Annotated in this window: 19 protein-coding genes and 1 riboswitch; of the genes, 8 read left to right on the top strand and 11 right to left on the bottom strand. The window is 52.0% G+C overall.

Going from position 1 to position 23,509, the window contains the following annotated elements:
* Window positions 1-134: 134 nt before the first annotated feature.
* The 3 genes from ACZ5FK_RS06770 to ACZ5FK_RS06780 all read left to right on the top strand — a co-directional run bounded on the left by ACZ5FK_RS06770 (window position 135) and on the right by ACZ5FK_RS06780 (window position 4,195).
* Window positions 135-1,466 carry a CitMHS family transporter gene (locus ACZ5FK_RS06770; protein WP_464807136.1) on the top strand — a complete coding sequence of 444 codons (1,332 nt, stop codon included), beginning with the start codon at window positions 135-137 and terminating at the stop codon, window positions 1,464-1,466.
* 309 nt (window positions 1,467-1,775) lie between these two features.
* Window positions 1,776-2,987 carry a lactate 2-monooxygenase gene (locus tag ACZ5FK_RS06775; RefSeq protein ID WP_464807137.1) on the top strand — a complete coding sequence of 404 codons (1,212 nt, stop codon included), beginning with the start codon at window positions 1,776-1,778 and terminating at the stop codon, window positions 2,985-2,987.
* A 78-nt stretch (window positions 2,988-3,065) separates the two neighbouring features.
* Window positions 3,066-3,173, top strand: a riboswitch (TPP riboswitch).
* 104 nt (window positions 3,174-3,277) lie between these two features.
* A complete protein-coding gene (locus ACZ5FK_RS06780) occupies window positions 3,278-4,195 on the top strand; it encodes an ABC transporter substrate-binding protein (protein WP_464807138.1) in 918 nt (305 codons plus the stop codon).
* A gap of 895 nt (window positions 4,196-5,090) precedes the next feature.
* On the opposite strand, the gene ACZ5FK_RS06785 is transcribed toward ACZ5FK_RS06780, so the two are convergent.
* Window positions 5,091-6,275, bottom strand: coding sequence for an NAD(P)-dependent malic enzyme (locus ACZ5FK_RS06785; RefSeq protein WP_464807139.1), 1,185 nt, complete (start codon window positions 6,273-6,275; stop codon window positions 5,091-5,093).
* Between the two features lie 199 nt (window positions 6,276-6,474).
* On the opposite strand from ACZ5FK_RS06785, the gene ACZ5FK_RS06790 reads away from it, so the two are divergent.
* The 3 genes from ACZ5FK_RS06790 to ACZ5FK_RS06800 are packed head-to-tail and all read left to right on the top strand — an operon-like array spanning window position 6,475 to window position 7,772.
* A complete protein-coding gene (locus tag ACZ5FK_RS06790) occupies window positions 6,475-7,053 on the top strand; it encodes a TetR/AcrR family transcriptional regulator (protein WP_464807140.1) in 579 nt (192 codons plus the stop codon).
* Between the two features lie 57 nt (window positions 7,054-7,110).
* The gene (locus ACZ5FK_RS06795; protein ID WP_464807141.1) at window positions 7,111-7,458 is read left to right on the top strand and encodes a DMT family transporter; all 348 of its coding nucleotides are present in this window, start codon (window positions 7,111-7,113) and stop codon (window positions 7,456-7,458) included.
* Window positions 7,458-7,772, top strand: coding sequence for a DMT family transporter (locus ACZ5FK_RS06800; protein WP_464807142.1), 315 nt, complete (start codon window positions 7,458-7,460; stop codon window positions 7,770-7,772). Before ACZ5FK_RS06795 ends, ACZ5FK_RS06800 begins: the two co-directional genes overlap by 1 nt.
* A gap of 98 nt (window positions 7,773-7,870) precedes the next feature.
* Here ACZ5FK_RS06800 and ACZ5FK_RS06805 read toward each other — a convergent pair whose 3' ends face one another.
* From ACZ5FK_RS06805 to ACZ5FK_RS06820, 4 genes are all read right to left on the bottom strand, one after another.
* Window positions 7,871-8,044, bottom strand: a complete 174-nt coding sequence (locus ACZ5FK_RS06805; RefSeq protein WP_464807143.1) for a hypothetical protein — start codon at window positions 8,042-8,044, stop codon at window positions 7,871-7,873.
* 265 nt (window positions 8,045-8,309) lie between these two features.
* A complete protein-coding gene (locus ACZ5FK_RS06810) occupies window positions 8,310-11,057 on the bottom strand; it encodes a M14 family metallopeptidase (RefSeq protein WP_464807144.1) in 2,748 nt (915 codons plus the stop codon).
* 256 nt (window positions 11,058-11,313) lie between these two features.
* Entirely contained in the window at window positions 11,314-13,122 is a 1,809-nt protein-coding gene (locus tag ACZ5FK_RS06815) for a S9 family peptidase (protein WP_464807145.1), read from the bottom strand.
* Window positions 13,123-13,797: 675 nt separating this feature from the next.
* On the bottom strand, window positions 13,798-15,441 hold the full coding sequence (locus ACZ5FK_RS06820) for a glycerol-3-phosphate dehydrogenase/oxidase (RefSeq protein ID WP_464807146.1): 1,644 nt from the start codon (window positions 15,439-15,441) through the stop codon (window positions 13,798-13,800).
* A gap of 153 nt (window positions 15,442-15,594) precedes the next feature.
* Here ACZ5FK_RS06820 and ACZ5FK_RS06825 point away from each other — a divergent pair, with 153 nt between their 5' ends.
* Entirely contained in the window at window positions 15,595-16,167 is a 573-nt protein-coding gene (locus tag ACZ5FK_RS06825; protein ID WP_464807147.1) for a glycerol-3-phosphate responsive antiterminator, read from the top strand.
* Here the strand turns inward: ACZ5FK_RS06825 and ACZ5FK_RS06830 are convergent.
* From ACZ5FK_RS06830 to ACZ5FK_RS06845, 4 genes are all read right to left on the bottom strand, one after another.
* Complete coding sequence (locus ACZ5FK_RS06830; protein WP_464807148.1) at window positions 16,162-16,938, bottom strand: HAD-IIA family hydrolase; 777 nt, start codon at window positions 16,936-16,938, stop codon at window positions 16,162-16,164. The two genes, ACZ5FK_RS06825 and ACZ5FK_RS06830, sit on opposite strands and share 6 nt — an antisense overlap.
* Before the next feature lie 16 nt (window positions 16,939-16,954).
* Window positions 16,955-17,626 carry an MgtC/SapB family protein gene (locus ACZ5FK_RS06835; protein ID WP_464807389.1) on the bottom strand — a complete coding sequence of 224 codons (672 nt, stop codon included), beginning with the start codon at window positions 17,624-17,626 and terminating at the stop codon, window positions 16,955-16,957.
* A 63-nt stretch (window positions 17,627-17,689) separates the two neighbouring features.
* The gene (locus tag ACZ5FK_RS06840) at window positions 17,690-18,457 is read right to left on the bottom strand and encodes a sugar phosphate isomerase/epimerase family protein (protein ID WP_464807149.1); all 768 of its coding nucleotides are present in this window, start codon (window positions 18,455-18,457) and stop codon (window positions 17,690-17,692) included.
* A gap of 18 nt (window positions 18,458-18,475) precedes the next feature.
* Entirely contained in the window at window positions 18,476-19,819 is a 1,344-nt protein-coding gene (locus ACZ5FK_RS06845) for an MFS transporter (RefSeq protein WP_464807150.1), read from the bottom strand.
* 712 nt (window positions 19,820-20,531) lie between these two features.
* Between ACZ5FK_RS06845 and ACZ5FK_RS06850 the strand changes: the two genes are divergently transcribed.
* Complete coding sequence (locus tag ACZ5FK_RS06850; RefSeq protein ID WP_464807151.1) at window positions 20,532-21,023, top strand: VanZ family protein; 492 nt, start codon at window positions 20,532-20,534, stop codon at window positions 21,021-21,023.
* 37 nt (window positions 21,024-21,060) lie between these two features.
* Here the strand turns inward: ACZ5FK_RS06850 and ACZ5FK_RS06855 are convergent, their stop codons facing one another.
* Window positions 21,061-21,795: a response regulator transcription factor gene (locus tag ACZ5FK_RS06855; protein WP_464807390.1), complete on the bottom strand. Its 735-nt coding sequence runs from the start codon at window positions 21,793-21,795 to the stop codon at window positions 21,061-21,063.
* Window positions 21,796-21,797: 2 nt separating this feature from the next.
* A complete protein-coding gene (locus ACZ5FK_RS06860; protein WP_464807152.1) occupies window positions 21,798-23,483 on the bottom strand; it encodes a sensor histidine kinase in 1,686 nt (561 codons plus the stop codon).
* Window positions 23,484-23,509 lie beyond the last annotated feature (26 nt).

The raw sequence follows: 23,509 nt of genomic DNA on the forward strand, positions 1-23,509 counted from the left end.
AGCTTCTCTATGATAAATTTCTCTCAAGAGAATATTTAGAAATAGAGAGGCCTTTTTGTTTGCCGGTGATTGTATCCGCTTACATTGCTCCTCTATTTCATAAGTGGATATCCATACACTGGAAAGGAGCTTTTATGCTTAGTATTATCGGATTAATCACCATTGTCATCATTGTTGCATTACTGATCAGCGGGAAAGTCTCCCCTGTCGTCGGCCTCGTCCTCGTGCCGATTGCAGGCGCGTTCGCCGCAGGTTTTGGATTTGACCAGATCGGCGTGTTCTTCACCGAAGGGACGTCAAAAGTCGCGAGTGTCGCGATCATGTTCATCTTCGCTATCCTGTTCTTCGGTATCATGCAGGACGTCGGGCTGTTCGACCCGCTCATCAATCGCATGATCGCCATCAGCCGCGGGAATGTCATCGCGGTCGCCGTCGCCACCGTCATTATCGCGGCAATCGCCCATCTGGACGGCTCAGGCGCATCGACATTTTTGATCACGATTCCGGCGCTTTTGCCGCTGTATAAACGCTTGAAAATGAATCCGTATTTATTGCTCATGCTCGTCGGGACAGCCGCCTCGATCATGAACATGGTCCCGTGGGCCGGGCCGCTCGGCAGGACCGCTTCCGTGCTCGATGTCGACGTGACCGAGCTATGGCGGCCGCTCATCCCGATCCAGATCATCGGACTTGTGCTGCTGATTGGAATCGCTGTTGCTCTCGGATACCGTGAGAAACGGCGTATCGCTAAGAAAAGCAAAGCGGGCGCTCTAGCGGAAGATGAACTGGACGACGTGTCAGTCGCTGGCGCCCAAACGGCTGCGGCCGCTGCGGAAGTCAGCCTCGCCCGTCCGAACCTGATCTGGATCAACGCGCTGCTCGCCATCGCGGTCATCGGCGTCCTTGTCTGGGGCATCATCCCGGCCGGCTTCGCCTTCATGATCGGCGTCAGTATCGCATTGCCGCTGAACTTCCCGAAAGTCGACGACCAGATGGCGCGCATCAAAGCGCACGCGCCAGGCGGAATTTTGATGGCTTCCATCATCCTTGCCGCAGGCTCCTTCCTCGGCATCCTGAACGGGACGAACATGCTGACGTCCATCGCGACAGACCTCGTCTCCGTCCTGCCGGCTTTCGTCGGTCCGTACTTGCACCTCATCATCGGGGCGCTCGGCTTGCCGTTCGACTTGCTGCTCAGCACAGATGCCTATTACTTTGCATTGCTGCCGATCGTTGAACAAGTCGCAAGCTCGTTCGGCATCCCGTCGCTGTCCACGGCATACGCCATGATCGTCGGCAACATCATCGGCACCTTCGTCAGCCCGCTGTCGCCTGCCCTCTGGCTCGCGCTCGGACTCGCAGGACTCGAGATGGGCAAGCATATCCGCTATTCCTTCATGATGATGTGGGGGCTGAGCATTGTGTTGCTGATTGTTTCTGTTTTGCTAGGTGTCATTGTGATTTGATTGAATACATGAATGAAAGGCGTGCGGCTTCGAGTCGGCGTCTTTCTTTTTTGTCTAGCCGGGAGGAACGATTGCTTCCTTTTGGGGCAAGGTTGCTTCGTTCGAAGGAGTGATTGCTTATTTTGCGATAAGGATTGCTTCTTGTTGGCGTTAATTGCTTGTAATAAAGAGCAAGTTGCTTCGTTTTGCCTGTTGATTGCTTACAAAGGTTTAGATTGATTGCGTCAGCAGGAAAGGAGGTTGTTGCTTACTATTCAGCAGTGGCCGCCAGCCCTCTGTACCCTCCCCTCTCTACGAAGTTCTGAAAATATGATACAATTTAAACAATTGATGAAGGGAGAGAATCATATCTTGCAAAACATCGGAAATAGTGTGCAGTACCAGATCTATATGAACATGATCCAGCCCGGTCCGGACCGGCTGCCTGTACAGGTGGAGGCATGGGAGGAAAAGGCCCGCGAGAAGCTGAAAGACGGTCCGTACTATTATATTGCCGGTTCTGCAGGCAGCGGACAGACGGAGAAGAATAACCGCGAGGCCTTTGATAGATGGAATATCGTGCCCCGCATGCTGCGGAATGTGGATACGCGTGATCTATCGGTCGACCTGTTCGGCAAGACCTATCCGTTCCCCGTCCTGCTCGCTCCGGTCGGTGTCCAGTCCATCATCCATGAGCACGGTGAAGTGGCTTCTGCAAAGGCTTCCGCGGAACTTGGCATTCCGTTCATCGCGAGTTCTGCCTCCACTGTCCCAATGGAAAAAATCGCTGAAGCCGTCGGGGACGCGCCTCGCTGGTTCCAGCTCTATTGGGGTCGCGACAAGGAGGTTACTGCCAGCTTCTTGGAGCGCGCGGAAAACGCCGGATATTCGGCGATTGTTGTGACCCTTGATACAGCGATGATGGCGTGGCGGGAGCATGACTTGCGCAATGCGTATTTGCCATTTTTAATCGGAGAAGGCGTCGGCAACTATTTCACCGACCCGGCGTTCCGTTCAAAGCTTTCTGCGCCGCCTGAAGAAGATCCGACGGCTGCCATCATGCACTGGACTACCATCTTCGGCAATACGGGGCTCACATGGGAGGATATTGATTTCCTGAAAGAGCATACAACGCTGCCGATCATCTTAAAAGGGATCCTTCACCCTGAAGACGCGAAGCTAGCTTTGCAAAAAGGCGTCGACGGCATCATCGTCTCGAATCACGGCGGGCGGCAAGTGGACGGAGCTGTCGGTGCTCTGGATGCATTGCCGGCAGTTTGCGAAGCCGTGGACGGGAAAGTGCCCGTCTTGATGGATAGCGGCATCCGGAGAGGAGCGGATATTTTGAAGGCGCTCGCGCTTGGAGCATCTGCCGTGCTGATCGGCCGGCCTGCGATGTATGGACTTGCCGTTGCCGGACAAGAAGGCGTGAAGGAAGTGCTGCAGAACATGCTGGCGGATTTTGATCTGACGATGGGACTTGCCGGACAAGCCTCCGTGAGCGGGCTTCACGCAGATGTGATCGAGAGGGCGTTTAGGTAAGATGGTGCTGAAGGAGGCGAACCTCGTGTTTCCCTTCCCCTCCCCCTGTGCCTATGCTATGATGAAGCCAAATGAATACGAGACTGCTAGGGGTGCTTCGTGAGGAAGCTGAGAGAAGGCCGGTGCCTTTGACCCTTTGAACCTGATCTGGCTCATACCAGCGTAGGAAAGCGGGCATGCATATCACACAATATTGGTGTAGTAGGCGGATTCCCCCTTTCCGGGCGGAATCCGTTTTTTTGTATCTGTATTCATTGAATGAATTGATCACCTAAAGGGGGACGAAACACATGGAGAAAATTACAATCGGGCTGGAATGGTTCTTGAATCCGGATCATATGCCGCTCATTATCGGAATGAAGAAAGGCTGGTTCGCGGACGAGCAGCTGGAGATTGAAATGGTCGAGCCGGAGGAGCATTTTGATGCCATTGATGAAATCAAAGCGGGCAAGATGGATATCGCGATCACGGAGCCTCTTCACTTGGTCGAGGACCGGGCGGCGGGCGAGGATGTCGTCGGGTTCGCGCGCTTTTTGCATACGAACGGCGGTGTGATGTTCGAAAAAGGGAAAGGGATCGAGCGGCCGCGTGATCTGATCGGCAAGCGCATCCAATATCCGGGTGCGCCGGGGCTCGGCGGGCTCGCGATTGTCCGGACGATGGCAGAGCATGACGGCGCCGCGTGCAGCTATGATGATTTCATTCCGGTCAATAACGGTTTCTATCATACGGATGCGCTGGAGAGCGGCAAAGCGGATGCCGCGACGCTGATCTTCAACAATTTTGAAGTGACAGAAGCACGGCATAGAGGGCTCGATGTCGATTTCTTTGCGCTGAAGGACTGGGGCATCCCTGATTTCTGCCAGCTGATCTTGATCACTAATTCGAAGGTGCTGAGGGAGCGCGAGGAGAGCCTCCATAAATTTGTCCGCGTCTTCCGGAAAGCGATTGATTTCATTTTTACGAATCAAGAGGAAGCCAAGGCGATCTATCTGGAGTACATTCAGGCAGGCGATGATGCGCTTGCCGTCAAGACGATGGATGCGACGCTCCCTTGTTTCACGTTCGACTTTTCAATGTCTGCCGACTACTACAGCGAGCTGCAGGACTGGCTGCGGGCTGCAGGTAAAATCCAACATACCGTGCACCCGGAGGAATACTGGACGAACGAGCTTAGCTTGCTTGGGAAACGGGCGGTTGTGAAGTAAGGAAAGGAATGCTTGGCGTGCGGGGGATTGCTTCGTTTGGCGTGAGGGTTGCTTACTTTTAGCGTCCTGTTGCTTACTTTGTAGTGCTTGTTGCTTCTTTCAGGCGGTGGATTGCTCGCTTTTCAAGCTGGATTGCTTCCAATGGACCTCCCATTGCTTACTTGGCAAGCCACTTGGTTCGGCGCGGGCCGATTGCTTCGTTTGGCGTGCGGGTTGCTTACTTTTGGCGACGTGTTGCTTACTTTGTAGTGCTAGTTGCTTCTTTCGCGCGGAGGATTGCTCGCTTTTCAAGCTGGATTGCTTCGATCGGACAAGTCATTGCTTACTTGACTAGCCGCGTGGCTCAGCGAGAGCCGATTGCTTCGTTTGGCGCGGGGGTTGCTTACTTTTAGCGTCCTGTTGCTTACTTGGCTGTGCTAGTTGCTTCTTTCGGGCGGTGGATTGCTCGCTTTTCAAGCTGGATTGATTACAACGGACAACCCATTGCTTACTTGGCAAGCCGCGTGGCTCGGGCGGGCCGATTGCTTCGTTTGGCGCGGGGGTTGCTTACTTTTAGCGTCCTGTTGCTTACTTGGCAGCGCTTGTTGCTTCTTTCGGGCGGTGGATTGCTCGCTTTCCAAGCTGGATTGCTTCGATCGGACAACCTATTGCTGATTTGGCAAGCCGCGTGGCTCGGCGCGGGCCGATTGCTTCGTTTGGCGCGAGGGTTGCTTACTATTGGCATCCCGTTGCTTACTTGGCAGTGCTAGTTGCTTCTTTCGGACGGTGGATTGCTCGCTTTTCAAGCTGGATTGCTTCAAATGGACAAGTCATTGCTTACTTGCCCTCGCCACCTGTAGAATCTCCTGTCTGCCAAAAAAAAACGTTGCCAGACCATCTGGCAACGTTTTTCCTATTAGTTCTCCAGCGTGGCAACCCCGCTGCGCACGGCTGCCTCTTTGACCGCTTCCGTGACCGCTTCGACGACGCGCGGATCGAATGGGTCGGGGATGATGTAGTCGGCGTGGATTTCGTCATCCGTGAGCAGCGTGGCGATTGCGTGGGTCGCCGCTTTCTTCATCTCTTCATTAATATCCGTTGCGCGGACATCGAGCGTGCCGCGGAAAATGCCTGGGAACGCGAGGACGTTGTTGATCTGGTTCGGGTAATCGGAACGGCCGGTCGCGATCACTTTGACGCCGAATCGCTTCGCGTCATCGAATGTGATTTCCGGATCCGGATTGGCGAGGCCAAACACGATCGGATCGGCATTCATGCTTTTGATCATCTCTTCTGTCAGCAAGTTCGCGACGGAGACGCCGATGAACACATCCGCACCCGCCAGTACGTCTTCGAGGGAGCCTTCTTTCCGCTCCGCATTCGTGAACGACGCGATTTCCGTTTTTACCGGGTTCATTCCGACGGGACGCCCTTCGTAAATGGCTCCTTTCGTGTCACACATGATCAAGTTGCGGTAACCGAGAGTACGCAGATGTTTCGCGATCGCGATGCCTGCAGCTCCCGCTCCGTTGATGACAATGGAAATGTCCTTGTCCTGCTTGCCGACGACTTTCAGCGCATTGACGAGGCCCGCCCCGACCACAATCGCGGTGCCGTGCTGGTCATCGTGAAACACGGGGATCTTGCATTCCTTCTTCAAGCGCTCTTCAATTTCAAAACAGCGCGGGGCGGAAATGTCCTCGAGGTTGACGGCGCCGAACGTCGGGCTGATGCGCTTGACTGTTTCTACAATCTCATCGACGTCTTCCGTATCAAGACAGATCGGGAACGCGTCAACGCCCGCAAACCGTTTCAATAAAAGCGCCTTCCCTTCCATGACCGGCAGCGCCGCTTCAGGGCCGATCGAGCCGAGGCCGAGAACCGCCGTCCCATCCGTCACGATAGCGACCGTGTTCCCTTTAATGGTATACTCATACACCGCGCGAGGGTCTTCCGCGATAACGACGCATGGCTCCGCAACACCTGGAGAATAGGCGAGGCTAAGGTCATGTTTATTCTCCAACGGCACCTTTGACGCGATTTCCATCTTCCCTTTATTCAATCTATGCATTTCCAGCGAGTTCTTATAGTTCCTCTCCATATACAGCTCCCCATTCCACACTAGTATTTTATGCTATTCTAGTCATAACATTATTCGGTTTGTACTTCAAGGAAGACAATTATCTATATAATCAACGTCACACCTCAGTCTATCCTAAGAGTCTGCCCGCTACACCATTGCTTATCCGCAATTCACATGGTAAAATGAATGACAGTCATTCAGTTCTGGAGGTTATGAAATGCCACCGAATAAAAAGGATCTCATTGTCCGGGCGGCCATAGAGGTGTTCATGGACCAGGGAATCGAGAAGACGAAGATCTCGGATATCGTGAAAGTCGCCGGCATCGCCCAAGGCACTTTCTATTTATACTTCCCTTCCAAACTGTCGCTCATGCCGGCGATCGCCGAAGTGATGATCGAGAAGACGATGGAGATGATCAAGGCTTCCGTTTCAGAACATGCCGATTTCCGGGTGCAGCTAAAGCAGCTCGTCGATACCATCTTTGCGGTCAATGCCGAATATCACGAAATCCAGGCACTCATCTACTCCGGGCTGGCTTCGACAGAGCACTTGAAAGAATGGGAAACTGTCTACGAACCGTTCTATAAATGGCTGAGCGAAAAACTCGCTGCCGCAAAACTGGCAGGCTCCATCCGTGAGTCGGTGAACCCCGAGCGGACGGCGAAACTCGTCATCGGCCTCATCGAATCAGCGGCTGAGCAGATCTATTTATACGATGCCAACAAAGAAGATATGGCAGCAATTCAAAAATCCGAAGTGAACGCATTCCTGCGTCACGCTCTGCAACTGGCCTGAATACTGGCCATTGCCGGCAAAACTGACTGACATTCAGTCACGAAAGGTGTTTTACAAATGAACAAATCATGGATATACGTCGCGCTCACCAGCTTTTTCGAGCTCGTCTGGATTTACGGCTTCAACGTGGCAAGCGAATGGTGGCATTGGATTCCGATCGTAATCTTTATCTTCTTCGACTTCCACTTCCTCGCGAAAGCTTGTGAAAACTTGCCGACCGGCACTGTGTACGCCATTTTCGCAGCGGTCGGCACAGTCGGCACCGCCCTGCTGGACGTCTTCGCATTCGGCGAAACGCTGAGCCCCGCGAAAATCGGCTTCATCGCAATCCTTGTCGCCGGCGTCATCGGACTGCAGCTCGCAGACAGCAAAGACGCGAAAACCAAAGCGAAGGAGGTCTGCTGATGGGCTGGCTATTTGTCGTACTCGCTGCGATCAGCGAATTTCTAGGCGTCATCGGATTGAATAAATACAACGAAAAGAAATCCATCTGGCGCGCCATCGGCTACTACGCAGGCTTCGGGGCGGCTTTCGCCTTCCTTTATCAATCCTTCCATTACCTGCAAGTGAGCACCGCGTACGCCGTATGGATCGGCGTCGGAACAGCCGGCGCGGTTCTGATCAACATGTTCTTTTTCGGGGAATCCAAAAGTCTTGGACGAATGGCGAGCGTGCTGCTCATTGTAGTGGGCGTTGTGGGGATTAAGGCGTTGTCATGAGTAAAAGATTACTATGTGAGCATATTACAAGTGGAAAACAAAATGCCCCTATTAGGTGCTAAACCTACTTGGGGCATTACCTTATGGAACATGTCCAATCACTTTTCTTTTTTTGTTCGAATTCTTCCGTTTTTATCCACATAGGTGTCAATTAAACCTAACTTTTCAGCTCTTTCTAACAACTCATTTGTTCGATGATGGGAGGAGGCACGCATTTTATTTCTTTTTTGAACAATTTTAAACCCTTTACTTTCCGGTGTTAGAATTGCCATCGTTTAGCACTCCTTTCCCTCTTTCCATTATTGTATCACAGAAATGTGCCAATCCGCACATATCAGCATAGAAAATAACCGTTCTTTCATCGTCTTCGCTTCCAATCACCCAGCTCCAAAACTTCTTTCCTCTAAGCCGCAAATCTATCACCTGCTATTTATCTTTTTCTTTTTCCAAACTAAACAGATGGGTATTTAGATTTCATTTTATCCCCGGCACAAAACCAATCCCCCTGCAGATTTCTCCGCAGGGGGTTTCATCAGATCAGTTCGTATCCCATTCCTTCGCAGGCGCTTCCACTTCTTCCGCCGCAGCGAAAATGCTGTTGGCGAGCATGCGGTAGTACTGCTTCGTGTGAGCGCGGAACGCTACGTCGTTTGCGAACAACGTGATCGATCCGTCTTCAAGAGCTTTGGTGAAAGCGAGCGTCTGGCCTTGCGCACCTTCGTGGCCCGGCCACCAGCCTGCGACGTAGAAGTCAGGCGAGTCTTTTACGGTTGCCAAAACCTCCGCGCCGGCAGGGACAGCCGTGATCCATGAGCCTCTTGTTGTGTAGAGCTCCTCTTCACGATCATAGCCGGACATCAGTTGGTGGTTGAAGTCGATATCCGCCTTGATGAGCCCTTCATGGCCGCCCCGGGTCGTTTTGTAATCAAATCCTTCGATGACTCCTGCATCTTTCACCGCTTTCAATACACTGTTGCCGATGCCGACAAAGGATTTGCCTGCGATTTCTTTCGGCAGTTTCGTGTCAGAGATGATCACATCTGCATCCGCTTCCTCCGTGATATTGAAGCCTAGTTCCTTCAAGGAGAACAGCAGCTGACCTGCACCGCTTGACGCGACTTTCGGCTGTGCGATCCACTTTGTGTCCAGCTCCACATAGGACGGCAGCGGAACTGCGTCGAAGACATACTGATCCGCATATGGAAGCAGGTCTTCTGTACGGACGACGAATTCACCGATCAGATAACCGGATGCGCCCTTTTGGATGACGCCAACCGATTTGCCGTCTTTCAATAGTTCATTCACAAGCTTGACTGTGTCGTTGTTGCTGTTCTTCAAGACTTGGCGTGCTTTTCGCGCGTCGATTTTGCTTGCAGGGCGGACGACTTCACTAACTGCCGCTGTTTTACCAGCAAGTGCGTCTTCTTCTCCCATGCGCACGTCTGCGATATCAAATCCGCGGAGCGCCGGGAAGTTTGCGATGATTGGATCATACATCGCTTCCCAGTCGGACGCATCGTCGCCTTTGTAGAGCATTGCGTTCGCAAGCGCGCGTTTCGCCTGCTTCATCGGCACGACATATGATCCTTTCGGATAAACGCTTCCGTCAATCGTCACGTCTTCCGCCGTCTGTTCAACCTTTACTCCGTTACGAAGCAAGTACTCGACCATGTTGTACACTTCAGAGATGTTCTTTTGGCCTTTTCCGATCGGCATGACGTAGTAGTCAGGGAAGAAGTTCTCATGCTCCCCGCGCACCCGTCCGATCGATTCGCCTGCTGCGTTCGTAAGGAGTGCATCGACAGCACGGTTATCCTCCCCGTTCACACCGCGCTTGAAAATCTCTAGCTGGCGGCCGTACAGGTCGTCTTTATTCTCAAGTACAAAATGAATCATTCCTAGACCCGCTCCGACCATCGCTTTGTAGGACTCTTGCCCAAGCGTCGGCACTTCTACCGTATGGCCAAGGGTCCCGTGAAGCATCGAGAAGATTGGCGTGTAGGCAGGACCCATATCGTCCCAGCCGTCCTTATACCCTTCGGATGCGAGGAAATACGAATCAAGCGCGGAGCTGCCGATTCCCGCCTGGCCCATCGCATGTGCCTGCGGAATCGCGCCTTGCATTAATAAATCGTATTCAAAGTTCGGATTATGAGGCGGTGTCGCAGGCTCGATCAGGAACCCTTTGACATAGCCGTGTCCTTCCATCATCGAAAGCGGTGTCCACTTCGCGATGAGCGGGTTCAGCTGGATGGTCTCCGGCTGCGTCTGATAGGCGTTGTCCCGGTTGACGTCAAAACCGTTTGCGTTCGCGCGCGTATTGTGTGCGCGTCCGTCCGGATTATGAGAAAAGTTAAAGATCAGAATCAGATTGTCCAGCACTTCATTGACATTCAGAACGACTTCCTCGTCCTTCCCGTCTTTGTTCGTCGTCGTGAACGTCACTTCATCCGTAAGAGCAAATTTCTCAAGAAGTTCCGTCTGGAAATCGATTCCTTCCGCTTCGTCAGGGTGGATATTATTGAACCAGACAGGCACCTGGTAATCGCCCATCTTGCCTTCCTTCAGCTTCGCAATCAATTCCTCCGGCGTCTCAAGCGCGGTCGGCAGTGTTTCATTCAGATACTTGTCGACGGCCCCCTCATCTTTAGCGAGGACAACGACGTGGAAATCCCGTCCTTCCGGCGACTTCCCAGGGCTTTCATAATGCACATACCGCGAATTTGCACCTTTCGCCTCATCGATGATTCGATCGATATTCGGCTTAAGCTCATCCCATTCAAGGAATTCGTCATAGACATTCAGCTTAACCTCTGCTGCGGCTTTCTCGCCGGATTCCGTATCGATAAGTGCCAGCTCATAGTCGCCCAGCAGCTGTTTGTACTGCACGCGGATCGAGCGCGGCGATAGGTCATCTGTTCCGAATGGCAGTCCGAATTCCACGACTGCCTCGACTTTACCATCTACAAGATGCGGCGCTTCTTTCACTGTAATGAAAGGCTCACCTTCAAATTTCGCAGCTTTCGCATCCCACTTCTTCCAGTCGTCGAGTGGCTTTCCGCCAAACTGCACTTCCACTTTCTCTAGATCAACCGCATGTCCAAAATCAGCTGACAGCGTCACTGTCCGGACTTCTGTCAACGCCAATTTCGACTGGCTGACATCGAGTGCGATCGATTGATCCTGCGTGACCGCCTCTGCCGTCCCTGCTGAGACCGGCATTCCCGGCAGTGCAAGCGATACCGCTAATAGGACTGCCAAGAAACTCCATAAAAACCGTTTCATACTCCATCTCCCTTTCTTTTAATCATCTTATAGGTTAGCAACCTACAATAGATTGATTGTAACAAATGTTCCGCCTCTTGCATACTATATTACTTCGAATTATGAAGTATGAGTTTTCCTCGAGCACCTGTCATTTTATGAAGCAGTGAAATAAAAAAGACCACCCGGACTATTTACTATTCGTCCAGGTGATCTTTATTGGTTATTTATTCAATCAAATAATACTTACTTGCATATTAATACGTAATTTGAATTTTTATGTCCGAGCAGCCTCTTCCTTCCCCAGATACCGTTTAAAGAACCCAACCGTTTCGGTATGCATCGTAATATGGTTTTCGATCCGCTCGGTCTGGTGCCCTTCATTCTCAAAAATGGTCAATTCCACGTTCCGGCCGCGTTCTTTCAGGTCACGGACAAGCTGCTCCGCCTCGCTGACGGGGACGCGTGTGTCGTTGCGTCCGTGGAAGACGAGCAGAGGCGCCTCGATCCGGTCGGTCAGGTTCATCGGTGCAGTCCTCTCGAAAAAGTCCGTATGCTCCGCGAGCGAACCATATTCGGCTTCGCGCAAATATCTGCGCCACTCGCCGGTGTTCTCGAGGAAAGTCCGCAAATTCGACATGCCGACGATATCGACACCCGCCGCAAAGACGTCCGGATAATGGGTCAGCGCCATGAGGACCATGTAGCCGCCGTAGCTGCGGCCCATGATGCCGATCTTTTCTTTGTTGACGGAATGCGCAGCTGAAAGCTCCTCCGCAAGCGCTGCCAGATCCGCAACCGCGTCCAGCCGCTTATCTGCGTCATCCAGCTTCAAATACGTGCGGCCGTACCCTTTGCTGCCGCGGATATTCGGCGCTGCCACGGCAAATCCTTGATACATCAAATACTGGATCACCGGGTTGTACTCCGCTTTCACCTGGCTTTCCGGTCCGCCATGCACATAGATGACCGCCGGCCGGTCCTGCTCTTCTTCCGACGTATAAAGGAAATACGGCACTTCCAGACCATCGAACGACGAAAACGTATGCAATTCAGGATTACGCCACAGCTCGCCGACAGACGCTGATTCCCCGAAATGCGTCACTCTTTCCACCTGCTTTGCCTGCACGTCATACGACCAGATATCCCCAGGGCTCACAGGCGTCTTGAGCGTGAAGATGACTGTTTCTCCGGTGAGCCACGACATCGAGCTGATCACGCCCATCGGCAGTTCATTCGTCAGCATATGCGTGCCGTCATTCGTATTATAGAAGCCGAGCCTTGAGACCCCGCCTTCATTCAGGCAGAACGCGAGCGAATCCCCGTCCGGCGACAGCGCCATCTCATCGATATCCCATTTATCCCAGTGGGCGAGCTTTTTGAGTTCAGCAGGGTTTTCCGCGTCGAACTTCGCGATATACACCGTCTCCTCGCCGTAGTCGGTCAGAAGATAGCCCGTCCGCGACCCCTTTCGCGCAATCGGCGACTCATATCGCGCTGGCTGATCGGTGCTGCCAAGGCGAGCAGTCGACCCGTCTGTGATGTTCAGCACATAAAGGGAGCTGTCGATATTCGAGTTTTTCAATGTAATGAAAAGCTCCTCATCACTCAGCCAGCCGAGCGGCGCACAATTCGCATCCGACTCGAACACCTGGCGGGTCTCTTTCGTATCCGCATCGATCACGAACACATCAAAATGCCCGGGATGGCGCCGGTTGCTCGCATACGACACAAGCTTCCCGCCTGGCGACCAGCCGCCGCACGCGTGGAAATGATCAGGCGACACGACAAGCGGTTCCAAATCCTTACCGTCGCCTCCGGCAATGTACAACTGCTGCTTCTCATTCCCTTTCGAATCAATTCCCACGACCATCCGCGAACCGTCCGGTGAATGGAACACATTCATCACCCGGTCATGCGTCTTAAGAAACTGATACGGCTCCCCCTGCTCATCCAGCTTCCATACTTGCGGAAGCCCCGTCTTTTTTGTAATGAACGTGAACTCCCCTTTGCCCGGAATTGCACTCGCGTCATACGCCGAATTCACCTTCAGAAAATCCAGCAGCACCTGTTCCTCTTGATTCATCCCAACTCCACCCTTCTTGTAAACTATTTCGGTTTCCTAAGTATATCATTGGCAGACTGTTCATTCAAATGAAAGTAATGTGGAAAAGGAAGGGGGCTTGGCATGTTGCGAGAGAGGCACTCGTGAGTCGGAAAGTATGCAACGTCCGCGGTGCTTTCTCTATTCTCACGAACCGTCATGCCGCGAATAATGCACTTGACCATTCAAGCAAGTCCGGCCTTGATTGCTTACTTTTCGCCTCACGTTGCTTACTCGCGAGCAGTATTGCTCGTTTTCGCATGCCTATTGCTCACTTCCTGGCACCTGTTGCTTCCTCACGACGCCAGGTTGCTTACTTTTCGCCGTTCATTGCTTACTGGCACGCTCGCGGTAACATCCCTGGCCTCACGGGCCATCATGCCGCGCGAAATGCATTTGACCATTCAAGCAAGTCCGGCCTTGATTGCTTACTTTTCGTCTATCAGTGCTTACTCGCTAGCATTATTGCTCGTTTTTGTATGCGTATTGCTCGCTTCCTTGCACCTGTTGCTTCCTGACGGCACCGGGTTGCTTGCTTTTCGCCTTTCATTGCTTACTCGCGCGAAAACACCTCCCCTCGCAGGCGACTGGCACATATTGCACAAACGGCAAAAAGCCGCCAGGGCAGCGCCCGGCGGCATTACATCCTAATTCTATTTACTGCGGCGCGCTTTCTTGGATCAATCCGTCCAGCTCCGCCGCGTACTCCTTCGTCTCCTCATCCGTCCAGTCCATCACGGCAGCCATATAGTCGATGACCGGCTGTTTCCACATCTGCACCCAGGCCATGTCGAAAAATACCGCGCCTGTCCGGCGGATGAAGAAGTCAGCAGGCGTCATCACCATCTCATAACGGATGGCGTACTCGAGGACGAGCTTGATGGACATCGGCAGCTGCGCGTCCTTCCGTACTTCGCGCGCAAGCCCTGCAATGACGCGTGAGTTCGTGCCGTAATTCGCCGCGATGCTCGTCGCGTCTTCGATTGCGATGCCGAGATTCGTGAGTCTCCTCGCTTCCTCCGGCACAAACCGCTCATAGTCGAGCGGGTCGCGGAAATCTCCCCCGGACAGCTTGAGTTCCTTCGTCACGCTGCCCTTGCACGCGGCGCCGGTTTCTGCAAGCTTCTTGCAAAGCAGATCCGTCACCGTCTCCGCCATCTTCCGGTAGCCCGTCAGCTTGCCGCCCGCGATTGTAATCAAGCCTGTATCCGACGTCCAGATCTCGTCTTTCCGCGAAATCTCAGAAGGCCCTTTCCCCTCCTGGCGGATCAGCGGCCGGACGCCCGCCCACGTCGATTCAACGTCGTTTTCCGTAACATTCACATCCGGGAACATATAATGGATGCACTTTAGAATATAGCTGATATCCTCTTCCGTCGCCTCCGGATGCTGCAAGTCCCCTTTATATTCCGTATCCGTCGTGCCGACATACGTCTTTCCGTACCTCGGAATCGCGAACACCATCCGGCCATCCGGCGTATCGAAATAGACGGCTTGCCGGAGCGGGAACTTCGTGCTGTCGATGACGATATGGACGCCTTTCGAATGGAACAGGCTCTTCCCTTCGATCTTCCGGTCCATTCCGATCAGGCTCTCGACCCACGGGCCTGTCGCGTTGATGATCGCCGACCCTTTCACGCGGTGCCGATTTCCAGTCAGCACGTCCTCGAAATAGAGGCCGTCCACCTGCCCCGCCGGATCATACGTGAATGCCTCCACTTTCGCATACGTCAGCAGATCTGCGCCGAGCTCCGCCGCCTTTTTCGCGACCTCGATGGTGAGACGCGCATCATCCGTGCGGTACTCGACGTAGTAGCCGCCGCCAAGCAGCCCTTTCTGTTTCAATAAAGGCTCCTTATGCAGCGTCTCCTCGCGGTCCAGCATCTTCCGCCGCTCTTCCTTCTTGACGCCCGCGAGGAAGTCATACACCTTCAGGCCGACCGACGTCGAATACTTGCCGAACGTCCCTTTCTTATAGATCGGCAGCAGCATCCACTCGGGGTGCGTCACATGCGGCGCATTCCGGTACACCACTTCCCGCTCCTTGCCGACTTCCGCAACCATGCCGACCTCGAACTGCTTCAAATACCGAAGGCCCCCGTGCACAAGCTTCGTCGACCGGCTCGATGTCCCCGCAGCGAAATCTTGCATCTCGACAAGCACCGTCTTCAGCCCGCGCGTCACCGCGTCCAGCGCGATCCCGACGCCCGTGATGCCGCCGCCGATGATCACTACGTCGTACGTACTGCCTTCAAGTCCTTTCAGTATCGCTTCTCTATCCTGAAACGAAAAAGTTCTCATATCTATGCACTCCTCTATAAAAAAATGGCCATCACAAGAGCCCCGCGCATTTGCGGGGATTGTAATGGCCTTCTCATCGTCTCTGGCCTAAACTGCCCTATATTTTTTTGAAATCCCTATGGTAAAATGAAGGTACATTATCTACCGGAAAGGATGAATAACTTGCGTCTTGTCGATATGGTCGAATCCCAGATGATCGCCTCCGTCAAAAAAGAGGAGGACCTCCAGGCTGCACTTGATTCCCACTGTAATATCGTATTCCTTCTCACCGGCAATCTCATGACGATCGCCGACTACATCCAGCAGCTGCGGGCTGCCGGGAAGCATGTCTTCCTGCACCTCGATTTCATCGACGGCCTGTCCAATTCCAAGAATGCCCTGAACTACGTGAAGGCTTATTGGAACCCGACCGGCATCATCACAACGAAAAGCCATATTGTGAAGATGGCGAATGACGTCGGCCTCAAGACGATCCAGCGCATCTTCCTCCTTGACTGGGCGGCCATCCATAAAGGCATGGAAATGGTCAACTCCTGCAAGCCGGACGCTGTTGAAATCCTGCCCGGAATCATGCCGAAGATCATTGACAAGATGTCGCGTGATCTCGATTTTCCGATCATTGCCGGCGGACTCATCTCGGACATCGCAGAAGTGCATGCCGCCCTTGAAGCCGGTGCGCTTGCAGTCTCGTCAGGAGATCCTGCGATGTGGAATTTCGACTTATAAGCCGGGAACTTCCCGCACGCTTTTCAGGACATGCACCGGGCGGTCGGCTGCTTCTTTCAGCATGCCGTCCGTCGTGATGCCCGTCATGACGAGCACGGAAGCTATGCCCGCGTCATTCGCCATGCGGATATCCGTCTCCAGCCGGTCGCCGACCATGAAGCACTGCTCCGCCGGCATGCCGAGAACATCTTTCAAGACATACTCCGACATGAGTCTCGACGGCTTGCCCGTGACGAGTGTCACCGGCTCCCCTGTCGCCCCTTCCAGCGCACTGATCATCGCTGCGCAGTCCGGCAGCTCGCCGCCCTTCACCGGGCACGTCCTGTCAGGATTGGTTGCGATGATCGTCGCGCCGTTCTTCCACGCCTGGAATGCGTCATTCAGCTTTTCATACGTGAATTTGCGATCCCAGCCGAGCACGACGTAAGCGGCACCCGCCGCATGATGCGTCAGCGGGATTCCCGCCTCGACGAGCTCGTCGACCAGCGGCTGCTCGCCGACCACGTATACCGTTTCCCCCGGCGCCACCTTGTCTTTCAGATAATGCGCCGTAATGTAGTTCGAGTTGATGACTTCCGAAAGATCCACGTCGATGCCGAGGCCGTTCAATTTCGTTACATAATCCGTACGGCGCGCGATCGATTTATTCGTCAGGAACACGACCTTGTCGCCTCTTTCCTTCAATAGCCGGATCGCTTCTGCAGCCCCCGGGATCAGTTCGTCATCCAGATAGATCGTTCCATCCAAATCAAAAATGTATCCTCTCGTCACCCTGATTACCTCACTATCAACTGATGATTTCCACGCTTTGGACATAGTCGATCTTCTTGATCAAATAATAGAGCTGCGGCAGCGAATGCCGTGCGTTCACCCTTGTTTTGATTTCAAGAAGATGCAGCCCTTCCGCGGACAGGTCTTTGATGCGCGACTGTGAAATGGAGAACCGCTGCTCCTGCATCTCCTCCATCACCGTCTCGATCCCTTCCTGCCCGTTCACTGTAATGCGAAGGGTCAAGTCGCGCTTTTTCAAGTGCTTGGGACCGAAGCGGGAGACGAGAAGGGGGATCAATTCGACACTGATCAGAAGCAGCAGAACCCCGAAGATCGCTTCGATGTAAAAGCCTGCGCCGACCGCGATGCCGATGCCGGCCGCTCCCCAGATCATCGCCGCTGTCGTCAGGCCGGAGATCCGTTCATTGTCGCGGCGCAGAATGACACCTGCGCCGAGGAAACCGATGCCGGACACGATTTGCGCAGCGAGCCGCAGCGGATCCATCTGAATCCGTATGTCATCGTTTCCCGGGAATGAATACGCCGATTCCACGGACACGATCGTCAGCAGACAGCTGATGATCGAAATGACGAGACTCGTTTTGAGCCCGAGCGGCTTGCGCTTCAATTCCCGTTCCAGTCCGATCACCAGGCCTAAAATCCCCGATATGCTGAGCTTCGTGATCATTTCAATATGCGAAAAATCGAACCATCCCACTGACTCACCCCCTCCCCCGCTAGTCCCGTACGATTATTGTGCAGACGGATGCGCGAGTATGTCAGACAGTCCATACAAGTATGGATTGATCTCAAATACGAGCGGTCCGCCGTAGTGATGTTCCTCAAGGATGCCTTTCAGCTTCTCTGTCGAAAGCCCTGTCACGCCGTCACCCGGCAGCTGATGGAGATCGCCTTTTGCATCGTTGTCAGAGAAATGGACAGACGCCAGACGCTTTCCAAGGCGGGCGATCGTCTCTTCGAGCGGCGCACCTAGCACTGCCAGATGGCCTGTATCAAGGCATGCATCCGTTCCGCTCTCTTCAAGGATATGCAGCCACTCATCAACTGAGGACGGGAAGATATGCGTATAGTTCAACTTGTCCGGGATCTGGTTCTCAAACAGAAGCGTCGTGCCAAGTGATTCCGCCATCTCACGCGTGCGGCGCAGCCGGTCGATCACGAGGCTTGTCGCCTCTTCCTTGCCTTCGGACGCCCACGCCATGCCGCCGTGGATGACAGCATGTCCGCCCCCGTATCCCTTCAGTTCCTCGAGCCATTCCCGGTTCACGCGGAAAATCAGGTTCTCGACTTCCTCATAAGGGGATGCCAGGTTCAGGTCATGGAACGGCAGGTGCAGGCCAATTGCGAGTCCCGCTCCGTGCGCAAGCTTCATGTCCTCGCGCGCCGAGTGATGTTCCGCCCAGATTTCCACCCCGTGGAATCCAGCTTCCTTAATTGCCGCGAAATTCTTCTCTGTTTTCGTCTGGCCTGCTGACCAGAGACTTAACCACTTTTCCATATGATGTCACTCCTTCGGTCATTTGTTTTCCGTTTCGAACTCGGCATTGATTTCCTCAAGCTTCTTGCCCTTCGTTTCAGGCGCCAATATAACGGTGATAATCAGACCGACCAGTGCGACGCCCGCAAAAACGCCGAGCGCGGCTGCATTGCCCCAGTGTGCGACTACGTTCGGGAACACGAGCACACCGAGAATGGATCCGATCCGGCTGACAGACGTCGCGAAACCGGAAGCCCCTGCCCGGAGGCTTGTGGGGAACAATTCCGTCGGATATACGAAGTTCAAGATCCCGCCGCCCATGTTCGCGAACAATACCGCGATGCTGAACAGGATGACGAGGAACTGAAGCGTCGGATGCGGATTGAATGTCAATACTGCAAGCCCTGCTGTAAGCCCTGTGAACGATGTGATCAACAGCGGCCGGCGTCCCCAGCGCTCCACGAGGTTCATCCCGATGATTGCGCCGAATAGGCCCAGAATGCTGACGATGGAAGACGCAATATACGTCTGCTGCAAGGATCCTTGCGTAAAGCCCGATAAGATGGTCGGTGTGTACATCGAAATCCCGTAATAGGACGTCGCGTAACAGAACCAGAAGCCTGTCACAAAAATCGTCCGTCTGATCAATTTCTTCGAGAACAACGTGCTAAGCGGAACCTTCTTCGTTTCAGGCTCCGGCAGGACTTCCACCTTGCTGCCTGTGATGTTGTAGATGACATCCTGCGCTTCCTTCTCGCGTCCTTTCGACACGAGCCAGCGCGGCGATTCAGGAAGGCCGATCCGGAAAATGAAGATGATCAAAGCCAGAACTGCCCCTAGCAGGAACATGTATCTCCACGCATTATCACCGAGCGGCGCAAACGCAATCCCGCTCATATACGCGACAACCGCGCCGACGAACCACATGGCAGCGAGGAACGTCCCCTGCTTGCCCCTGTTTTTCGTCGAACTGAACTCAGACACCAGCGTAGCGGAAATCGGATAATCCGCCCCGATGCCGATCCCCAGCAAGAACCGGAACACGATCAACCACAACACATTCGGTGCAACCGCTGTCAAAACAGCGAACAGCACAAACGCGATCAAGTCGATGGTGATCATCGCCTTCCGCCCGAAGGAATCCGTCAAACGGCCCAGCCAAGCAGCCCCGATGAACGAACCGATGATCGCGGACGCTGTGAGCAAACTCTGCTCGCCCGGCGACACGGTAAACTGTTTTAAAATCAAAGGCATCGCAACCGCGATGATCGTCAAGTCGAACCCGTCCAAAAACGTTCCGCCTGCCGATACAATCTTCACCTTCCGCTGAAACTTTTCCAGTTTCTGCGGATCCGCAGGTGCATCCAAATAATCGAATGCCATGTAAACTCCCCTTTTCCTATTGAAATTTGCAAAGCTCCCCTGTGACAATCTGCCATCCCTGTAGACCTAGGCTTCCCCAAACCTCCTTCTAGGCAGCACAAAAAACCCGGCAAAGCAGAAAAAGACACACCTATCCTAGGACAGGCACATTTCGCTTCGCCGGGTTCTCATCGTCTCTACCCGGAATTATATTTAAATTCCCGCCGGTATTAACGGGATTGTTACAAGTATAGCGATTTTGACAATTGCCGTCAACGAGAAAAACTTCATATTTCGACAGGAAATGGCGGAGGGGGCTGGCGGTGCGAAAGGTTAAGCCGGGATAGTCAGACGTACGGCTTGGAGTGAGACATTTCTGTCAGGCACCTTCATATACGCGGGCAGCTTGGGAGGTCCGGCGGCAAAGTTACGGCGGACGCGGGGCGCTTTCCGCCTTTCGGCTCCGCCCGGCCGCGCGCAATGCACTTGACCATTCAGACAGGCCGGCAGGAATTTGGAGATTGCTTCGTTTGGCGGCGAGGTTGCTTCGAAAAGAGCTACGTTTGCTTACGTTAGCTTGCCGATTGCTTCATTCGATTGCGAGATTGCTTCATTCGGAGGGCAGTTGCTTCATTCTCCATGAAGATTGCTTCTTTCCATGCGGACTCGCCGATTTCAGTAAGTGACCTTCCATCAGTACAGCCATCCCTCAAAAATATGATACAGTAAAGACATGAGAAAATTCCTATTCGCAGCTGTTCTGCTTGCTGTCCTGGCGGCACTTTTCATCTCGTCCGGCCAGACATACGAACAGCAGACACTGATCCCCCAATTAAAAGAACGGCTTCCGGGCAAACCGCTCGAAGGCCTGCTGTCGAGACTTGAAATTCCGTACTGGGGCAAGACCATCTCCGTCGAAGAGCGGGGCTACTATCACTTCATCGAATTCCTGCTCCGGAAAGCGGCGCATTTCTTCACGTTCGGGCTTCTCTGCATAGCCATCTATTTCACGCTGCCGAGGTGGAAACTCCGAACATTGCTCGCACTGTTCCTGATATTCCTCGCCGCCTCCGCTGACGAATTCCACCAATCCCTGACCGGCGGACGCACGCCCACCATGCAGGATGTCATACTGGATATGGCAGGGGCTGTAGTGTGCCTTGCGGTTGTACGGATAGTTTTATGGCTTTACAGCCGTATTCAAACAAGAGTAAAGAAAAGCTAGCAGATATGTCTCTCTGCTGGCTTTATAATTACAGTTACTATTTTATAAAACTTGAAGGTGGTTGGCCCGTATACTTTTTAAAAACTTGACTAAAATATTTATAGTCTTTAAAACCGACTTTTTCTGCGATTTCATACACCAGCTGATCCCCAGAGCGTATCATTTCAACCGCTTTCATAATCCTATACCGATTTAGAAGTTCGTTAAAAGTTAAATTGGTATCCTCTTTTAATTTCGTATTCAAATGTACAGTGGATACGCTACAGACTTCCCCGGCATGGCGAAGTGTAATTTTCTCTGCATAGTGTTCTTGAATCAATTCAATTGCCTTCCTTGCAGGGGCTGAGATTCGCGCGGACCTCTTCGTCTCTAACCATTCAATAAAGTTAAGTTCAGCCCGATCCTTCTCTTCCTTAATTCCATGGTTTACTTTCTCCAATGCCTGACGCAGCAAAGTAAAATCGATTGGCTTTACTATATATTCAACAACTCCCAGACTGATTGCCTGTTTGGCATAATCAAATTCGCTATAGCCGGTCAGGATTATTGATTTGAAGGAATGAAAGGCCAGTCCGTCCCTTATCATTTCCAGACCGTCTTTAAATGGCATACGAATATCCGTGATCACAAGATCTGGTTGCAGTTTTTTGATTTGCTCCAAGCCTTCCTCTCCGTCCCCAGCCGTCCCAACGACCATACAGCCTTGCTGCATCCAATCCATTTCATAAAGGAGACCCTTCCTAATTATCATTTCGTCTTCCACGATTAGCACTTTTAACAATTTGTGCTCCCCTCCCTGTGGAATGGTAAAGTAATGACGACACATGTCCCACTTTCTGTCTCGTTATTTTTAATTGTTAAACCGTATGCCTTACCGTATTCCAATTCAATTATCCTTTGGCAATAAAACAGGCCATATTGTCCGGTAGTCTCCTTTTTACCACTCAACATCTTCTTGAGTTGATATAACGTGGATGAATCTATGCCGAGTCCGCTGTCAGTTACGGTAATCTGCAAATCTCCTCGAATACGATAAATGTGAATATCCAGTAGCAGGCGCCTAACCGCTTCAATATTATGCTTAATGCTATTCTCGATGATCGGCTGCAACAACAGTTTGGGTACTGCCGCCTGCTCTAACCCCTCTTCGACGTATATCGTATAGTCCAGCCGATCCTGAAAACGCATCTTTTGTAATTTCAAATAATCGCTTACATATTTCAAGTCCGTGGCAAGCAGTACTGTCGTGTCGCCGTAATATGTGCTGTATCGCATAAGATTAGCAAAAGAAATAATCATTTCCTGTGCATTTTTCGGATCAAATCCAATTTCATAACGAAGCATTTCAAGTACGTTAAATGCAAAATGAGGATTAAACTGATTTTCCAATTGTTTTATTTCCATCTTTCTTTTTGTTTCTTCCATTAATTGATTTCGGAGTATCAGATCATCAATCTGTATCATTTTCTTTCTGAACGCCTCTTCAATCTGCTGGAATTCCAAAAAGCTCTGCTCACCTCTAACTGCCTTGGGACTTTCAATAAATGTGAGCAGATTTGCAAAAGAACTTCTGCTTTCCCTCATAATTTCCGGAGACAGTCCGATCATCAGCAAACATAAGATGATAAGAATCAATGTAAAAGAAGCAATTCCAATAAGGATAACTTGTCGAAAGAGCCGAACAGGCGTCAAATTATAGACAACAAATCCATTCTGCAACGCTGAACCGATAACAAAGTACTGCTGTTCCCCGATTTGAATTGATGATTGGCCTATCTGTAATTCATGAGGCCCTTTTCCGAGCTTTGAGACCAGAAGACTATCCGATGTGTAGATGACATTTCCGAATCGGTCTGTAAGCAAGGTAAACTCGGTGATAGCAGGCACAGAAGTTTGATCGGACTCCAAAAAAAGAAGTAAATATCCAAGAATCTGCTCACCATTTAAAATTGGATAGCCAAATAGATAACGGCTCTCCTGTCCGTATGACAAATCCGATATTTCAAGTCTCTGCTGAACAGGCATACCTTTATCGAGCTGTTTCATAATTCTTGACTTGAGCGAAGATTGTTCAAGCACTTTTTGATTATTAGCATACAAATTGGTCGATAACACAGTACCCTGTTGATTTACCAGAGCAAAATTGATTTTAAAAGTGCGAGTTTTCCGAAATGCATAAAGCCTCTCGTTTACACTTGAAATAAGGGAGGAATCGTTAAAAGCCTGCTTTGTGGAAGGCTCGTTGACAAACTGCTCCATTTCCCTATTTAATGCATTTAGGTCAGTTTTTACTATACTATGGATCCTTTGGTTGGCAGCAGTCGTCTTCTGAACAACTAGAATCTGATAAGAAACCAGAAGGGTGGCAAGGTATAAGCAAAAGATGATCACCATCACAATCATGGAGTGTGCGATGAACATCCGTTTGATATAGTCCAAATACTTTCTTGGTTTTCTCATATCCTTTCACCCATTTCTATAAAAAA

The sequence above is a fragment of the Sporosarcina sp. GTC18466 genome (genome assembly GCF_055389225.1).

Bases quoted from the DNA above. Each gene is read 5' to 3' on its own strand.
- ACZ5FK_RS06770 (WP_464807136.1), top strand. From the start codon at position 135: ATGCTTAGTATTATCGGATTAATCACCATTGTCATCATTGTTGCATTA.
- ACZ5FK_RS06775 (WP_464807137.1), top strand. From the start codon at position 1,776: ATGATACAATTTAAACAATTGATGAAGGGAGAGAATCATATCTTGCAA.
- ACZ5FK_RS06780 (WP_464807138.1), top strand. From the start codon at position 3,278: ATGGAGAAAATTACAATCGGGCTGGAATGGTTCTTGAATCCGGATCAT.
- ACZ5FK_RS06785 (WP_464807139.1), bottom strand. From the start codon at position 6,275: ATGGAGAGGAACTATAAGAACTCGCTGGAAATGCATAGATTGAATAAA.
- ACZ5FK_RS06790 (WP_464807140.1), top strand. From the start codon at position 6,475: ATGCCACCGAATAAAAAGGATCTCATTGTCCGGGCGGCCATAGAGGTG.
- ACZ5FK_RS06795 (WP_464807141.1), top strand. From the start codon at position 7,111: ATGAACAAATCATGGATATACGTCGCGCTCACCAGCTTTTTCGAGCTC.
- ACZ5FK_RS06800 (WP_464807142.1), top strand. From the start codon at position 7,458: ATGGGCTGGCTATTTGTCGTACTCGCTGCGATCAGCGAATTTCTAGGC.
- ACZ5FK_RS06805 (WP_464807143.1), bottom strand. From the start codon at position 8,044: ATGGCAATTCTAACACCGGAAAGTAAAGGGTTTAAAATTGTTCAAAAA.
- ACZ5FK_RS06810 (WP_464807144.1), bottom strand. From the start codon at position 11,057: ATGAAACGGTTTTTATGGAGTTTCTTGGCAGTCCTATTAGCGGTATCG.
- ACZ5FK_RS06815 (WP_464807145.1), bottom strand. From the start codon at position 13,122: ATGAATCAAGAGGAACAGGTGCTGCTGGATTTTCTGAAGGTGAATTCG.
- ACZ5FK_RS06820 (WP_464807146.1), bottom strand. From the start codon at position 15,441: ATGAGAACTTTTTCGTTTCAGGATAGAGAAGCGATACTGAAAGGACTT.
- ACZ5FK_RS06825 (WP_464807147.1), top strand. From the start codon at position 15,595: ATGAATAACTTGCGTCTTGTCGATATGGTCGAATCCCAGATGATCGCC.
- ACZ5FK_RS06835 (WP_464807389.1), bottom strand. From the start codon at position 17,626: ATGATCACGAAGCTCAGCATATCGGGGATTTTAGGCCTGGTGATCGGA.
- ACZ5FK_RS06840 (WP_464807149.1), bottom strand. From the start codon at position 18,457: ATGGAAAAGTGGTTAAGTCTCTGGTCAGCAGGCCAGACGAAAACAGAG.
- ACZ5FK_RS06845 (WP_464807150.1), bottom strand. From the start codon at position 19,819: ATGGCATTCGATTATTTGGATGCACCTGCGGATCCGCAGAAACTGGAA.
- ACZ5FK_RS06850 (WP_464807151.1), top strand. From the start codon at position 20,532: ATGAGAAAATTCCTATTCGCAGCTGTTCTGCTTGCTGTCCTGGCGGCA.
- ACZ5FK_RS06860 (WP_464807152.1), bottom strand. From the start codon at position 23,483: ATGAGAAAACCAAGAAAGTATTTGGACTATATCAAACGGATGTTCATC.